At 74.1% G+C, this 15,669-nt stretch carries 7 protein-coding genes, 1 tRNA gene and 1 pseudogene; 7 read left to right on the top strand and 2 right to left on the bottom strand.

The genetic code is table 11. The annotated features are described in order from the left end of the window. Window positions 1-241 precede the first annotated feature (241 nt). On the top strand, window positions 242-2,104 hold the full coding sequence (locus AB0M18_RS30720) for a VWA domain-containing protein (RefSeq protein ID WP_365763766.1): 1,863 nt from the start codon (window positions 242-244) through the stop codon (window positions 2,102-2,104). 79 nt (window positions 2,105-2,183) lie between these two features. Here AB0M18_RS30720 and AB0M18_RS30715 read toward each other — a convergent pair whose 3' ends face one another. Continuing rightward, entirely contained in the window at window positions 2,184-3,392 is a 1,209-nt protein-coding gene (locus tag AB0M18_RS30715) for a serine hydrolase domain-containing protein (protein WP_365763764.1), read from the bottom strand. Between the two features lie 193 nt (window positions 3,393-3,585). On the opposite strand from AB0M18_RS30715, the gene AB0M18_RS30710 reads away from it, so the two are divergent. From AB0M18_RS30710 to AB0M18_RS30700, 3 genes and pseudogenes are all read left to right on the top strand, one after another. Next, a tRNA-Trp gene (locus AB0M18_RS30710) sits at window positions 3,586-3,662 on the top strand. A 155-nt stretch (window positions 3,663-3,817) separates the two neighbouring features. Continuing rightward, entirely contained in the window at window positions 3,818-4,933 is a 1,116-nt protein-coding gene (locus AB0M18_RS30705) for a DUF5954 family protein (protein ID WP_365763762.1), read from the top strand. Window positions 4,934-5,392: 459 nt separating this feature from the next. Further along, window positions 5,393-5,674 (top strand): annotated as a pseudogene (locus AB0M18_RS30700) (hypothetical protein); the annotation flags it as partial. A gap of 297 nt (window positions 5,675-5,971) precedes the next feature. On the opposite strand, the gene AB0M18_RS30695 reads toward AB0M18_RS30700, so the two are convergent. Next, window positions 5,972-7,765 carry a serine/threonine-protein kinase gene (locus AB0M18_RS30695; protein ID WP_365763760.1) on the bottom strand — a complete coding sequence of 598 codons (1,794 nt, stop codon included), beginning with the start codon at window positions 7,763-7,765 and terminating at the stop codon, window positions 5,972-5,974. A gap of 255 nt (window positions 7,766-8,020) precedes the next feature. Here AB0M18_RS30695 and AB0M18_RS30690 point away from each other — a divergent pair, with 255 nt between their 5' ends. The 3 genes from AB0M18_RS30690 (at window position 8,021) to AB0M18_RS30680 (ending at window position 15,467) form a co-directional block, all read left to right on the top strand. Next, a complete protein-coding gene (locus AB0M18_RS30690) occupies window positions 8,021-9,451 on the top strand; it encodes a DEAD/DEAH box helicase (RefSeq protein WP_365763867.1) in 1,431 nt (476 codons plus the stop codon). A gap of 236 nt (window positions 9,452-9,687) precedes the next feature. Then, a complete protein-coding gene (locus AB0M18_RS30685) occupies window positions 9,688-10,554 on the top strand; it encodes a DUF4132 domain-containing protein (RefSeq protein WP_365763758.1) in 867 nt (288 codons plus the stop codon). Beyond that, window positions 10,551-15,467, top strand: coding sequence for a DNA-binding protein (locus AB0M18_RS30680; protein ID WP_365763756.1), 4,917 nt, complete (start codon window positions 10,551-10,553; stop codon window positions 15,465-15,467). The genes AB0M18_RS30685 and AB0M18_RS30680 overlap by 4 nt, the downstream gene beginning before the upstream one ends. The last annotated feature ends 202 nt before the right edge of the window (window positions 15,468-15,669 follow it).

Below are 15,669 nucleotides of genomic sequence, written 5' to 3'. Positions count from 1 at the left end.
CTGCCCACGGCGAGCGGCTCGCTTGTAGTTGCGATCGAGACGACCCTCTGCCCTGAAGCGCAAGAGACGGCAGATCAAAGACTTCTTGCGGGGTCGTGGAACCGTTCGCATGTGCTCATCGTCGAATGAATCGAGTTCGATCCCGCGCACAAAGCCCTTGCCCGGAGCCGCGGTTCGGACCGGCCGACGGACAAACCCTCTGGAGATCACCTTCATGAATCCGAGATCACGCCGACGACGTGTGCTCGCTGCTCTCGCCGTACTGATGACCGGCGCGCTCCTCTCGCCGGCGGCGACTGCGAGCGCATCTCCCTCAGCACCTCCCGAGGCCCCGGAGCCTGCCCGGATCGACCTGGTTCTCGACCTGTCCGGTTCGATGAACCAGAACGACGCCGGCGGCCAGACCCGCCTCGCCGCGGCCAAGCAGGCGGTCACCCGGATCATCGAGACCGCCCCCGAACAGGCTCCGCTGGGACTGCGCGTCTACGGCGCCACGTACCCCGGACAGGACAAGAAGCAAGGGTGCGCCGACACGCAGCAGGTCCTGCCGGTCGCCGCCATGGACGGGGCGGCGCGGGCCGACGCCAGGAAGCGGGTCGCGGGCTTCAAGGCGGTCGGGTTCACGCCGATCGGCGTCTCGCTCCGCGAAGCCGTCAAGGACCTGGGCACGCGTGGCAAGCGCCGCATCATCCTGGTCTCGGACGGTGAGGACACCTGTGCGCCGCCGCCTCCGTGCGACGTGGCCCGCGAGCTCAAGGCGCAGGGCGTCGACCTCGCCGTGGACGTGGTCGGATTCCGGACGCCCACCTCGGCACGTACCCAGCTGGAGTGCATCGCCGACGTGACCGACGGGTCGTACGCGGACGCCGACGACGCCGACTCGCTGACCGCCAATCTGGGCACCCTGTTCCGCAAGGAGTGGCGGACCTACCACGCCACCGGAAGGCCGGTCGACGGCTCCCTCAACGGCTGCCAGGACGCCCCGCTGGTCGCGCCCGGTCAGTACCTGGACAGGTTCACCGGGGGACGTGACCTCTACTACAAGGTCAAGAAGCGGCCGGACCAGCGGCTCCAGGTGAGCGCCACCGCCGTCGCCGAGGAGGGGTACGAGCGCGGTTCCATCATCACCGTCGCGGCGGGCCCCGCGGGCGACGGCGAACCCCGCGACTGGCTGCGCGAGTTCGACCAGTCGATGGGGTGGGCGAACATCATCACCACCGGTGGCCGCAGCAAGCCCGGGGCGGGCAACGAGAAGCCCGCGCCGGACGACACCGGCTGCATCATGGTCGAGAACGACGTGACCGAGTTCGGCGACATGCCGATGCCCGTCGAGCTTCTCGTCGGCATCGCCGACAAGACGACCACGGCGGCCGGCGCGCGGACTCCGGAGCCCCGTACCGGGGCCGCGGCCGAGGGCGGCTTCTCCTTCAACAGCGCCACCCCGATCGGACCGGGCACCCACCGGCAGTCCATCGCCGTCGGCGAGGCACCCTTCTGGCGGGTCGAGCTGAAGGCGGGCCAGAAACTGACCGTCAAGGCCGGCGTGGACATCCCGGCCGACTTCCCCACCACCGTCACCACCGGGTGGGGCGTCACCGTCTACAACGCCCAGCGCGAGGAGACGCAGTGCAATGAGGACAACGACGTGACCGAGCTCTTCGCGGGCCGGACCGGGCACATCGAGCGGGTCTGCGGGCCCTGGGAGATCACCGAGCAGGACGACACGGGGAGCTCCGACGCCAAGGGGTACGACGTGCCCGGCACGTACTACATACAGGCGCAGGTCGCCGAGCCGAAGGACAAGGCGAAGGGCATCGTCGTGCCGATCTCGCTGGCCGTGGACGTCTCCGGCACACCGCGCGCCGGAAACGGCCCGGTGTTCTCCTTCGGTGACGACGCCGCCCAGGGCCCCTCGCCGTCCGGCGCACACGGGAACGGCGAGCAGGGTGGGACCGGCGGCGCAGCCAAGGAGACCGCCAAGGAAGCCGCCAAGGACGACAAGTCGACGGTGAGCAGGCTCGCGCTGCCGGTCGGGGTCGGTGCCGGGGTCGTCCTGCTCGGCGCCATCACCGTCTACGCCCTGAGGCGCCGCAAGGCGGCGTGACACCGGCCGGGAGGGGCGGGCGACTGTCGGTGGGGGGCGGCACTCTGGTCCACCCGCACCCTCCCCCCGGTCCCCGAATTCAACGGTGCTTCTGGTTCAGCAGGGCGCAGACGAACTTCTCCTCGGTTGCCCGCAGCCGGGCGAGCAGGGCGGGGTCGAGCGGGACCTGGCTGGTCACGGAGACGGTGATCGTGCGGCGGCCGTCGGGGGTGGCGGCGGCGAACTGGGTGTAGCCCGGGGTGTTGCCGGTGTGGCCGAAGACGGTGCCGCAGCGGGTGGTGTAGCGGAACAGGGCGAGCCCGGCCGCGTTGGCGCCCGGTCCGGCCGGTTCGGACGCGCCGCCCGGCAGGAAGTCCTGCTGGGCATGGCGGGTGGCCGGGGCAAGGAGCCGGGGACCGGCGTAGCCGCCGATGAAGGCGGAGAGGTCGGCCGGTGTGGAGACGATGCCGCCCGAGGCCCAGGCGCCGGACGCGCTGACCGCCTCGCTGACGTCCTCCGGTGCCTCTCCGGGGGCGGTGGCGTATCCGTGCAGGTAGGGGCGGGGCAGCCGGAAGCCCTGGGGCAGACTGGTCTCGCGGAGGCCGAGCGGCCGGTACACCAGGTCGCGCAGGAGCGCCTCGTACGGGCGTCCCGTGGCCTGTTCCGCCATCAGCGCGACCGCGATGTTGTCGGAGTTCGAGTAGGCGTAGCGGCTGCCGGGCGGGAAGGCGAGATCCTGGTCCGCCACGAACTCCAGCAGCCGACGGGAGTCGAAGTGGTGGCGGGGGTCGGCGCGGACGATGTCCTGGAACGCCTGGCTCCGGCTGTAGTCCGGCAGGCCGCTGGTGTGCTGGAGGAGCTGTCGCAGCGTCACCGCGTGCCAGGCGGCCGGGAGGTGGGGCAGTCGTAGGCCGATCGTGTCGTCGAGGGCGAGGGCCTGCCGGTCCACCAGGCTGAGGGCCACCGCTCCGCTGAAGGCCTTGGCCGCGCTGGCGATACGCATGTGGTCCCCGGCCCGGGGCGGGCGCCCCGTGTCCACGTCGGCCGTCCCGGCCCGGTAGACCCGCCGTTCACCGTCCCGGGTGAGCACGGCGATCGCGCCGGGCGGCCCGCCCCGCGCTGCCACCAGGTCGGCCAGGGCGCGCTGGAGTCCCTTGTCATGGGTGCCATGGCCGTTGGGTGACGGTACGTCGGCGGAGACGGCTGTCGCCGTCGTTCCGGTCAGCACGGCCCCGGCCACGAGGGCCGTGCCGACGGCACGCCGGGCGGCACGCCGACCGAAGCGGGCTGCGTGGGCGGGTACGGGCACGTGTTTCCTCCTCGGACGCGGTGCGGCGCCTGCCGGTGTGGCAGGAGTCGGCTGCACCCAGCATCGGGTTCCTCCCCCGCCGTCGCCGCTCGGCCGCGCGATCCCTGCGCCATCTGGCCCTGGGGCGGTCCGGCGGGGGCGGAGGAAACCCAGTGGCCGGGCCGACCGGCGGGTGTCATGCTGTCCGGCACGAAGGGGTGTAGCTCAGATGGCCAGAGCGCCGGTCTCCAAAACCGGATGCCGCAGGTTCGACTCCTGTCACCCCTGCCACCGCCCGCGGCCCCGTCCTTCCGACGGGGCCGCGGGCGTTCGCGCGCCGGCCACCGGCAGGATCGCCGGAGGCGTGTTCACTCCGGAGTAGTGATTTCGCCGGATAATCCGGCGAAGCCGTGATGCGGGCACGGGGCAGCCGCCAGGATGCCGGCATGAGCCATGAGGATGCGGGGCCGGGTGAGTGGCCTGTGGTGGTGAGGTTTCCGGTGGAGCCGGTGGAGGCCGCGGTGGAGGCCGATGCCCGCGACGCGGCGGTGCACAGCAACGTTCTGGCCGTGCGGGGCCCGCTGTTCGGGGTGATGGCGCAGCGCGAGGGGGACGGGCGCCGGTGGCGGGTGGTCGTCGAGGTCACCCATGGCGGTCCGCAGGAGGCCCGTGACGGGCTGAACTCCCTGCTCTGGTTCCGGGCGAAGGACGACACCGAGGACCGGGCGGAACGGCGCGCACTGCTGAAGGCCGTCGCCCGGCTGGAGACGGAGCGCATCGACGAACTCACCGTGCTGGGCACCCGCTACCGCGTGGTGCGGGCCGAGGAGTACACGGGCATGGACGCGCACGGAGACATCGAACTGCCGCGACCCACCGATCCCGAACCCCTCACCCCCGACTGGGACCGTCGGGCTCACAGCCCGCGCATCGACGAAGGCCTGGTGCTGGACCCGGATGCGCCGCTCTCCCCCACGCAGGCGGCGGAGCGCCTGTCACTGCGCTCGCTCGCCTATACCGGGAGCAGGTTCCCCGCCTCCGTGCGGCGCGACTCCGCGCAGGCCGTGGAGAGTCACCCCGATGTCCTGCTCATGCCCGCACTGTTCCGGATCATGGAGCGGTCGGACGGCGAGCCGTGGTCGACGGGCAGCGGCCTGCACGCCACCGCCCACGACGCGCGCCGGACCCTGGACTTCGCCCTGGTCTGGTGGGAGCCACGCGCACGCGGCCTGATCCCACGCGACGTCCTGGGCGACGCCCGCACGCCGGTCGACGCGCGTACCGTCGTCGCCGAGGGCACCGACCCCGCGGTCGCGGAGCTCGCGGTGCTCGCCGAGGCCGCGGACCGGATCCGGGCGGAACGGCTCGACGAGATCGAGGTCGACGGCACCCTCTCCCGGATCGGCCGTATCCGCCGCCTGCTGCGCTGGGGGCCCGACGGGCCGGAGGGCCCGCGCCCGTCCGACATCGACTCCCAGGACCCCTGCAGGCTCCACCCGCTGCTGGACGAGGACGGCACGATCCACTACGAGGACTCCGAGGAGGTGGAGGACGCCACGTAGGCGGTCGCAGCGGCCTTCTCGGGTCGCCGGACGCGGAAGGGAACGCCTCCCGGTGCCGGGCCCGATCAGTGGCACTCCGCCGCCGCGGCGGCCCAGGGCGGCAAGCACGCCGCCGGCCACCAGCGGCAGCCCGGCTGGGAGGCGGCCGCGAGGACGGCCGTGTTCGCGGGCCGGTCGGTCATCGAGGGGATCACCTCCTCCGTACGGCCCGAGGAGGTCGTGCCGGCGCGGAAGTTGCTGCAGGCGATGGACGACCTCCCGCCGTTTCCCTCGCGGTGAGTGACCGCCTTGGGAGCGAGCGAGGCCCGCCCGGCGGCCCCTCCGGCGAGCGGATTGCGAGGCTCGCCTACTCTCGGACGATGGTGAATCGAGCGGCAGCTGGTGGGATCGGTCTGGCACGGGTGATGGCGCATTGCGGGGGCAGCCCCGCGGCGGCCGTTCACCTTCCTCGAGAGCGACATGGACGGCGCGGTGCCGGCGCTCGGCTCGGTCGCCGGCGTGCAGCCCACCGTGGCCTGGGCGAAGGCCCCGCGGTTCGGCGAGGCGCGCTTCCTCGACGGGGTGAGTGCCGACGCGCCGGCCGCCATCGAGCGGATCATGATGACGGAAGTCGTGCGGGCCGGCACGTGGCGGAAGTCGGGTGACCTCGACCGGACCGCGGCGGCGTTCCAGCGCGCGCTGGCTCTGGACCCGGCCAACTGGTCGCTGTATCTCGACCTGGCCGACGTACGCGCCGAACAGGGCGACTTCGCCGCCGCGGTCCGGTCCGTCGAGCAGGGTCTGCGGCACGAGCCGACCGAGGTCACGCTCCGGGCTGCCGGGGCCGCCTACCGTGCCCGGCTCACGGGTTCGTCCGACGACCTGCGCGAGCTCATCGGCGTGGCCCCGCGGCTGCCGAACGACTCGCATCGGGACCTGCTGATCGATCACGCGTGTGCCGGCCCCGCCCTCCCGGCGAGCTCGTCGCCGAGGCCCGCCGCCTCCGGAGCAGCTGACGCGGACTCCGCCGCCCCGGGCTCCCGAACGCCGTGCAGGGCCTCAGCAGCGGGCGAGCGTGCCGCTGTCCAGGGTGGACTTGTCACCGAACACCCAGCCCTCGGTCTCCGTTCCCGAGATGCGGGCGTAGATCCACTTGTTGGCGTGGGCGTTGGAGACGTAGCACTCGTAGGAGACCTTCGTGCCGGTCTTGAGCACGGTCACATACGAGCACTCCGCGTAGGGACCGGTGTAGAGGTGGGTGTTCTGCGAGGCGTGGCCCGTGCCGCTGCTGCGGTTCGAGTGGGCCCAGCCGGTGCAGGCCGTCGACACCGGGGTGGGCTCCTTCACCGTCGCACTGGGCGTTGTCTTCGGAGAGGCCGACGGGCTCCCGGACGGCTTGTCGTCTCCGGCACCCGGCGCCGACGTGGGATCGGTCTTTCCGTCATCGGTCTTCTTCGAGGGCGTGCCGGACGGTGTCGCGCCGGGGCTGATGGACGTCAGGTCACCGGGGGCGGTCGGACCGTCGGGCAGGCCCCCCGGGCCGGCCCCGTCGCCGTCGGCGGAGGTGCTCGCCGCGGGAAGGGCCGTGCTCGGGCCTCCGGCGTCCTGGTCGCCTCGCATGTCCATCAGGGCGTAGGCGACTCCTCCGCAGGTGAGGACGGTGGCGGCCGCCACCGCGACGATGGTCCGGGTGCGGCGACGGCGTGCGCGGTCCGTCGTGGCACGGGTCTCGGAACGGCTGTGGTGAACGGCGGGCATGCCGGGTGCCATGCCCGGCTGCGCGCCGGCGGCAGCCGACGGAGGGGCGGCGTACCCGCCGGGGACGGGCGGGGAGAGCGGCGCGGCCATGGCGGGACCGAAGCCGGGCGGGGTGACGGGCTGGGGCGCAGGTACGGGTACGGAAGCGGGCGCGGGCGGCGATGCGGGCCCCGGCGCTGGCGCCGGTCCCGGTGCCGGTGCCGGTGCCGGTGCCGGTACGGGTGCCGCCGCGAGGTTCGGCCCGCCGCCTCCGGCGACGGCCTCCAGCATCTCGCGGGCCTGCGCGGCGTCGGGCCGCTGCAGCGGGTCCTTGGCCATCAGCGCCCGCAGGACCGGGGTGAGCGGCCCGGCGCGGCGGGGTTCCGGCAGTGGCTCGCCGACGATCGCGGCCAGCGTCTCCCACACCGACGTACGGCGGAAGGCCGAGGCGCCCTCCACGGCCGCGTACAGCGTCATGCCGAGCGCCCAGATGTCCGACGGGGCTCCCGGTACCTGCCCCTGTGCGCGCTCCGGCGGCAGATAGTCGAGGGATCCGACGATCTGGCCGCTCTGGGTCAGTTTGGCCAGGGCCTCGTCGCCGGGGGCGTCCATGCTGGCGATGCCGAAGTCGGTGAGCACGACGCGTCCGCCGGGTTCCAGGAGCACATTGCCGGGTTTGACGTCCCGGTGGAGGACCCCGGCCCGGTGTGCCGCGTCGAGCGCGTCCATCAGCTTGGCGCCGATCGCGGCCGCTTCGCGCGGATCCAGTGAACCCCGTCGCGCCAGCACGTCGTCGAGGGAGGGCCCGTCGACCAGCTCCATGACGATGACCGGAAGCCCTCGCTCCTCGACCACGTCGTGCACGGTGACCACACCCGCGTGCCGGATTCGGGCGGCGGCCTGTGCCTCGCGCTGCATCCGGACCCGCAGGTCGGCCAGGTCGGCCGGGGAGGCGTCGGTGTAGGCCCGCAGAACCTTGACGGCGACCTCGCGGTTGAGCAACTGGTCCGTCGCCCGGGCCACCACACCCATGCCACCGCGGCCGATCGTCGCGGTCACGCGATATCGCCCGCCCAGAACCTCGCCGACCAGATCCGCGCCGTTCTCCCCCGTCACCTGTCACATCCCGTTCGTCGCACTGTTCGAAATCCGCCATGTGGCGGGCACCAGGGTAGGGGTTCGCCTCTGTGCGACTGCGCACGGTCCGGCCTTCGGCACGGGGACCCGAAACCGGGACCCGATCACTGTCCGGTGCCGGGACCGGGGACAGGGACGGGCGGGGGACGGGCTGGGGACGGGCCGGGGATTCGGCCGGCCCCTGCCCGCCGTGTTTTCCTTGGTGAGCACCCCATCGACGAAGGCATGGCACTCATGAACCGCTCGGCCCGCACGGGAGACCTCACCGGCCTCGCTGATCTCACCGGCAACACCGGCGACGCGGGCACCCCGCCGCTCCCGGCCGTGGAGCGGTTCGACGCGATGGGGCTGCCCGAGGCGGTGCTCACGACGCTCGCCGACCAGGGTGTCACCAGCCCGTTCCCGATCCAGGCGGCCACGCTGCCCAGTGCCCTCGCGGGCCGCGACATCCTCGGCCGGGGGCGTACCGGGTCGGGCAAGACGCTCGCCTTCGGGCTCGCGCTCCTCGCCCGCACGGCCGGCCGGCGCGCCGATGCCAAGAAGCCGCTCGCGCTGGTCCTCGTACCGACGCGCGAGCTGGCCCAGCAGGTGACCGAGGCACTCGCGCCGTACGCCGGGGCCCTGAGGCTGCGCCTCGCCACCGTCGTCGGCGGTCTGCAGTCGGGTCGGCAGGCGACCGAGCTCCGCGCGGGGGCCGAGGTCCTCGTCGCCACTCCGGGACGGCTCAGGGACCTCGTCGAGCGCCGGGACTGCCGCCTCGACCAGGTGGAGATCGCGGTCCTCGACGAGGCCGATCAGATGGCCGACATGGGCTTCCTGCCCCAGGTGACCGAGCTGCTCGACCAGGTGCGGCCGGGCGGGCAGCGGATGCTGTTCTCCGCCACGCTGGACCGGGACGTCGAGCTCCTGGTCCGCCGGTACCTCCAGGACCCGGTGGTCCACTCCGCCGACCTCGCCGAGGAGACGGACGCCGGGGCCGAGCACCACGTGCTCCACGTGCACGGCGCCGAGAAGTTCGCCACCGCCACGGAGATCGCCGCCCGCGAGGGGCGCGTGCTCATGTTCCTGGACACCAAGGCCGCCGTCGACCGGTTCACCCGGCACCTGGTCGGCAGCGGAGTGCGGGCCGCCGCGCTGCACGGCGGGAAGTCCCAGCCGCAGCGCACCGACACCCTGGAGCGGTTCAGGACGGGGGCGATCGACGTCCTGGTGGCGACGAACGTCGCCGCCCGCGGCATCCATGTGGACGATCTCGACCTGGTCGTCAACGTCGACCCGCCCACCGACCCCAAGGACTACCTCCACCGCGGCGGCCGTACGGCGCGGGCCGGGGCGTCCGGCAGTGTCGTCACGCTCGTCCTGCCCGACCAGCGCCGCGACATGGCGCGTCTCCTCGCGGAGGCCGGCATCCGGCCCCGGACCACCAAGGTCCGCCCGGGCGACGCCGAGCTGCGCCGTATCACCGGAGCGAAGGCACCGTCCGCCACCCCCGAAGGCGGCACGTCCGCCGCCGCGGCCCGCGACCGGCGTGGCAGCGCGGCGTTCCGTGGCATCGGCACGGTCCCGGGCAAGCCCGGCCGCGCCAAGAACGAGTCGCGGAAGTCCGCCGAGGCGCGGCGTACGGCCGAGGCCCGCAAGGCCGCCCGCGTACGCCGCGGCAAGTAGCGGCACGGCGGCACGCAGGCGACCGCGCCCGGCACCGCCCGCCGCGTGAACGGCCGGCGCCTTCGCACGCGGTGCGTACGGGGTTCCCAGCTCCTGTCTCCGTGTCAGGTGTCCCCAGGGCGATCCGTGTTGTCAGTGGCCCTCGTTAGTCTCCCCTCATGTCGCAGTTCAGGGGCTTGATCGCCCCTTGTTCGGGCTGCGCCGGCATCTGATGGACAGGCGGAGGGGCACGGCTCATGGCGTGGCTGGCAGCGGGTGAGGGGTACGAGATCACCCTCGAGGACGGGCGTGTGGTCGCACGGCGCGCCGGGGGGCGGCAGTTGAAGACGCTGCCGAAGGCGTTGCGCGACAGTCCGGAGGCGGACCGGCTGAAGCGGCTGGCCGAGTGGCTGGACCGGCACGCCGCCTCGTGCGTGACCCAGGTGGATGCCTGGATGGTGTCGTCGCTTCCGGTGCCGACCGAGCTGATCGCGCGGGTGTGGCCGGACGAGGCGTGGCAGGCGGCGCTGCGTGACATGGCCGTCGTGGGCGACGATCCGGACGAGGTCGGCTTCCTTCGGGACGTCACGGCCGACGGTGAGCTCAAGGTCGTCGACCTCGACGGCGAGACGGTGCGGTTGTCGCCGCGTACGGTGACGCTTCCCCACCCCGTGCTGCTGCCTGACCTGGACGACGTACGGGACTTCGCGGCGGACCTCGGCATCACCCAGAAGGTGGAGCAGATCCACCGGGCGACCTGGGCCAGGCCGGACGGGCAGGATGCCGGGCGTCCGGAGTCGGCGACGGAGGTACGGGACTACGCGGGCGGGAAGTTCGCCTCGCGGTTCGGTCTCGCGGCGCGCGCCACGGCGCTCGGCTACCGGGTGTCCGGCGGCTACGCCACGTGCAGGGTGCGGGACGGGGGCCGCAGCACGGAGGCGTCGGTGTGGATCGGCGAGCCGTACTGGGACGGGGAGTCGGAGACCGGCGGGCTGAGCTGGCACGACGAGGACGGCCGCGCGGTGCGGCTGAGCGAGGTCGGGCCGGTGGCCTGGTCCGAGGGGATGCGCATGGCCGCTGCGCTGTACGCCGGCCGCACGATCGAAGAGGGTGGGAACGCGTGAGCGGCACGGTGGGGAACGACAACAAGGAGCTGCTCGCGGCGGGCGCGGTGCTGCCGGCCGACGCGCGGGGAGCGGGTCCTGCGGCGGTCGAGCTGACCGCGCGGGCCTACCGCCACGCGGTGCTCGGCGAGGGCCGGGTCGTGGTGCGGCTGGCCGCGGCCGAGCTCGGCCCCGCCGAGGACCTCGCCGCCGGATTCCTCGGGCTCGAGCCGCAGGGCGAGCCGGCCGTGGTCGGTCTCGGCCGGCGCCAGGAACTCGGCTTTCCCGAGTGGGTGCTTGTGCATCACCCGGAGGACGGGCACCACGCGCTGGCGGTCGTGCCGGAGCTGGACCGGCTGGCCCGGCAGGCCAAGACCAAGCCGAAGGCCGCCCTGGACGCGTGCCACGAGCTGGCCGGGCGGCTCGCCTCGGCCGTCCCGCACTTCCTGCCTGTCTTCTACGAGCAGGCCGCGCGGGTCTTCCTCGGCGTCGAGAACGCCACGTACGCCGGCCAGTTGTTCGGCCGTGCCCGTACGAGCGAGGCGCAGCACGGGCTGACGGTCGACGAGGACCGGCTCGATGCGGTGTTCCTGGAGTTCGCGCTGGCCGGCGCCCTGCCGGTGAAGGTGCTGACCGGTTACGGCAAGGACCTGTCGGCCCGGCTCGCGCCCGTCGAGGCGTACGAGCGGTTCCGGCGGCTGTGCGTGCGCCGGACCGCCGGCGGTCTCGCGCCGTCCGCGCAGGCCGCGGTGGAGCTGAAGCGGCTGGCCCGCGCCGCGTCCCTGCCGGGCGACGAGGCGGAGCAGGACTATCTCGCCGAGCTCCTGCCGCTGCCGGCCACGTTGCGGGCCGCCGCCGGCTGGTGGAAGTCGCACCGCGGCGCGCTGGTGGCGCTGGCCCGGCGCGTTCCGTCCGTGCGGGGCACTCTCCTTTCGATGACCCCGCCCGGCGACAACGGGGAGATGACCGAGCTGTGGCTGGGGATCCTGGCGGAGTCGGGGGCCGACGCCGGTCTCGCGGACGCGGACCTTCCGCCGGAGGAGCAGTGCGCCGACGGCGCGGCGGGCTGGCTGGAGCGCTTCCACGCCGCCCGGCACCGTGGTTGGGGGCCGCGCCCGACCCCGCCTGCCCTGCTCGAGCTGGTGCGGCGGGCGGCCGGCCGGCTGCGTGCCGATCTGGCGGGGCGGCCCGAGGGCGAGCGGTTCCTGCGGGTCGGTGTCGAGGACGTGAACCTGCTGGACCTCGTGCTCTCGCTGGAGATCGCGGTCGCGGACCCCGAGGAGAAGTCCGCCCGGCACCGGCGCGGCAACGCTCTGAACCTGTCGGACTGGGCGCGCGGCGAGGAGCCGCGGGATCTGGTCGCGCTGGCGGCCGACCCGCGCTTCCGGCCCGCCTTCGCGCGCGGCGCGAACGGCTACAACGACGCGACCTCGGGTACGGACGTGATGCGGCGGCTGGCCGCCTCGCCCGGCGGGCGCCCGATGCTCGCCGAGTGGACGCGCGAGGTGGCCGCCTCGTCGGTGGCGGCCGGGCTGCCCGGACTGCCGAAGGCGATCCACCGGCTCTCGTGGCTGCCGGCCGAGGCTCTCGCGCTCGCGCCCGAGGAGGTCGCGGCGGCGGCCGGCGCCGATCTCGGCGAGGCGGTGGCGCGCACCCTGCGGAGCGGTCTGTGGGAGGAGCTGCGCTGGCCGGCCTGGGAGGAGGCGCTGACGGAGCTGGCCCCCGGGCGTCACACGACCGAGGGCCTGACGGTCGCGGAGGCCTGGCCGTATCTGATCGTGGCCAACGCGACGCAGGTGCGTGTCATCGACGCGGACTCCACCGTCCTGGTGCACGATCTGCGCGTGCCCACCACGTCGGTGTGGCGGACGGGCTTCCACTACGTGGACGGCGCGCTCCTGGTGTTCTGGAGCACGTACGGGCGCGGTGAGCCGCAGGGTTACTGGCACACGGCGCCCGACACGGTCTTCGACCTCGCCGCCGCCAACTCGTGGGCCATGCGTTCGGAGCACCTCAGCCTGCAGCTGCCCGGCGGCGGCCGCACCACCGGCGGCGGGGTCCTGCACAGCGGCGACACGAAGCTGCCCGCGGAGCGCGAGCTGCTGTCCGACGGCACGTCGTACTGGGTGTGGCAGAACAGGGACGGCGAGGACCAGGGCGGCTGGCTCGAGTACGACCCCGAAAGCGGCGCGTACGGCAGGCGTTCGCAGCCCGGTTTCCTCGCCGACGCGCTGCTGCGGCACGCGCCCGGGGCCGACCTTTCGGCCTCCTCGTGCCGGCTGGTGCCCGCCCCGGCGGTCGAGGGTTCGGTCCAGGGGGCGTCCCCGGACGGGCTCCTCGGCTGGCGTGTCGTGCGGCTGCCCGACGGCGGCCATATCGGCGAGGACACCACCGGACGGGTCGTCATGCTTCCGAAGGGCGCCGACCGGCCGGTCGCCGCGCTGACGTTCCCCGGTGACGACCGGCCGCGCGCGCTGACCCAGCAGTGGCGCGAGCTGCTGCTCCGCGACCCGGAGGGCGTGGTCACGACATCGGCCGAGTGCGACCACCGCAACGAGCTGTACGGGACCGCGGCTCAGGCCCTGCCGCCGCTGCCGTACCTGTACATGCTGCGCGCCCGTGACCCGCGGGGGTCGGCGGCGCTGCGGGGCGCCGACGCGGAGTCGGCGGGCGTCCTGCTGAAGGCGGCCGCGATCGCGGAGCGGGTGGCGGACCTGCCCGAGCTGGTGAGCGCCGCGCTGCCGCAGATCTCGGCGCCCGAGCTGATCGCCGGCGTGGTGAAGGTGCTGCGCTTCGCGGTGCGGCAGCAGAAGGCGCTGGACGCCGTGGCCGCACGGCTCGATCCGACGGCCGCGCCCGCGGAGGCGCGGGTCCAGGGGCCGAGCGACCATGTGCTCGCCAAGGCGCTGTACGGCATCGCCGACACCGGCTACTACCGCTACGGCGCGGAGAGCGACGTGACCTACCGGTACCTGGAGCTGCTGGCGTCCGTACGCGCGGACACCGGCGCCACGGCGCTGCCGGGCCGGCTGCACTTCGACGCGCCGCCGTTGCCGTACACCGGGCTGCCGTTCGTCTCCCTCCTGGACGAGCCGGCCGCGATCGCCTACCGGGCCGTCGCGCCCGGGGTCGACCCGGCGCACCGGACGGCCCTGCTCGGCGTCCTCGACCGGGTGGACGCACTGGGACTGGCGTCGACGGCGGCCTCGGCCGGTCATTGGCGCCGGATCCTGGTCCACCTGGCCTCGGCCCATCTGGACATGCCGGACGGCCAGCGGCGCAACCCCGCGCACCGCAGTGTGCTGCCCCTGGGCGGCGGTGCGGCGCTCGGCATCAGCGAGCACAACTCGGGTGACGCCGACGGCTGGGAGTTCGGTGCGCTGCTCCACGACCCGAGTGGCCGTTTCGAGGTGCCCGGGCCCTACACCGTGCGCGGTGAGGCGCCGGTGGGCGACCGGGCGCGCGACGCGGGCTGGCTGACCGGCTTCCTGAAGGAGGCGCGGTCCCGTGCGGAGGAGGCGCCCTTCCTGCCGGAGGCCGCCGAGGAGTTCAGCCGCCTCACCGGAGTGTCCGGGGCGCTGGCCCGGATCGTTCTCGCGGGCATGCCCGACGTGGACAGCTGGGAGAACAACTTCCTGCCGAGCGAGCTGCGCAAGATGCTCGGACTGAAGGTGGCCGAGGCGGGGCACGCCCGCGACGAACTGCGCGCGCTCACGGTCGAGGTGCGCCGGGCGCTGCTCGCGGCGCTCCTGCCCGACGACCCGGCACGGCTGTGGAACGAGGGCCCGGACGTGGCGTCGGCGGCCGCCGTGTGGAACGAGAAGGTGGGGCGGCGCCGGCAGGTGCCCGACTGGCTGGCGGCGGAGGCCGCGCGCGCCGCGCGCAGCGGCTGGCCCGTGCACCGGGCGCTCCCGGCGCTCCTCGACCCGGCGGCCTCCTCGGAACTCGGCACCGACGTGCCGTGGCGCATCGAGGGCGACCGCCCGACGACGGCGACACCCGCCGAGGCGCCGTTCACCTCGGCGGTGCTGGCCGGCTCGATGAGTCTGACGGCCTGGCTGGCCCACCGGCTCCCCGCCGGCGATCCGGTGCGGGCTGCGCTGCCGGGTGCGCTGACCGCCGTGCGTCAGCGTCTGGCGGCACCCGGACTGCTGCTCTCCGTGGGGCACTACACAAACCTCGCGGACTTCCGGAAGGTGGCCGGCGCTCCGACCGAGACGGCGCCGGACCACGAGCGGTACGGCGCGGTGCTCATGGCCACTCGGGACGGCCGGCCCCAGCCGGCCGTACGTCCCGTCCTCCTCGACTCCACCGGGTCCGACCCGTATCTGGTGGCGCTGCGCGGCGCCGATCAGGAGCCCACCGGGGTCGAGGTGGCCCTGCGGCGGGCGCACGAACCGGCGTTCGCGCGGCTGCTGGCCGACCCGGGCGCGCCCGCGGCCGGTACGGCGGACGACGAGGGCCTGTGGTGGCCGCAGGATCCGTCGCGTTCGGTGCCGGAGCTGGTGACGGAGGTCGCCGAGGCGCGCGGTCTGGGCGCCGACGCGGCCACGCTGTATCTGATGCTGCTCGCCATGCCCGACCCGACGGACCGCAACACCGCGCGGTGGACGGGGTGGAAGCCCGCCCGTCTCAAGGCGGCGCGGGCCGAACTCGCGGAGACCGACCTGGTGGTGTCGGGCGTACGGGCCCGGGCAGGCCGCTCGCTGTTCCTCCCCGGGGCCTGGGCGGAGCAGTCCTCGCCCGTCCTGCCCGTCGAGCAGTGGAAGCTGCCGATGTACGGGGTGGTCTCGGGCAGCCGCCCGGTACTTGGCGCCCTGGTGCCGACCGAACCGGCCGTGGAGCTGTTCGCCCGGGCCTGGCGGCGGATCCTCGACGGCGACCTCCCGCGCTTCGAGGAGCTGAAGGTGCGGCGTACGAGGCGCCGCCGCTGAGGCGGCGTCACCGTGGCCCGGCCGGTCAGCGGCGCCTGAGCCGGCGCCGACCGGCCGACCGGACGACCGCCCGCCGTCGGCACCGGCGCGGGGGGGGCCCCCCCCCCGGGGCCCCCCCCCCCCCCCCCCCCCCCCACCCCCCCCCCCCCCCCCCCCCAAGAGCGGTAGGAAAACCAAGGGAAACCCAATGTGCGGAAACAAC

This window comes from Streptomyces sp. NPDC051909 (assembly GCF_040681095.1).
In the GTDB taxonomy this organism is placed as follows: domain Bacteria; phylum Actinomycetota; class Actinomycetes; order Streptomycetales; family Streptomycetaceae; genus Streptomyces.
Note: the sequence above shows the minus strand (reverse complement) of the source record. Positions and strands in the feature narration are given on the sequence as shown.

What these genes read in the sequence shown, in the direction of transcription:
- AB0M18_RS30705 (WP_365763762.1), top strand. Translation starts at nt 3,818, where the DNA reads ATGAGCCATGAGGATGCGGGGCCGGGTGAGTGGCCTGTGGTGGTGAGG.
- AB0M18_RS30690 (WP_365763867.1), top strand. Translation starts at nt 8,021, where the DNA reads ATGAACCGCTCGGCCCGCACGGGAGACCTCACCGGCCTCGCTGATCTC.
- AB0M18_RS30685 (WP_365763758.1), top strand. Translation starts at nt 9,688, where the DNA reads ATGGCGTGGCTGGCAGCGGGTGAGGGGTACGAGATCACCCTCGAGGAC.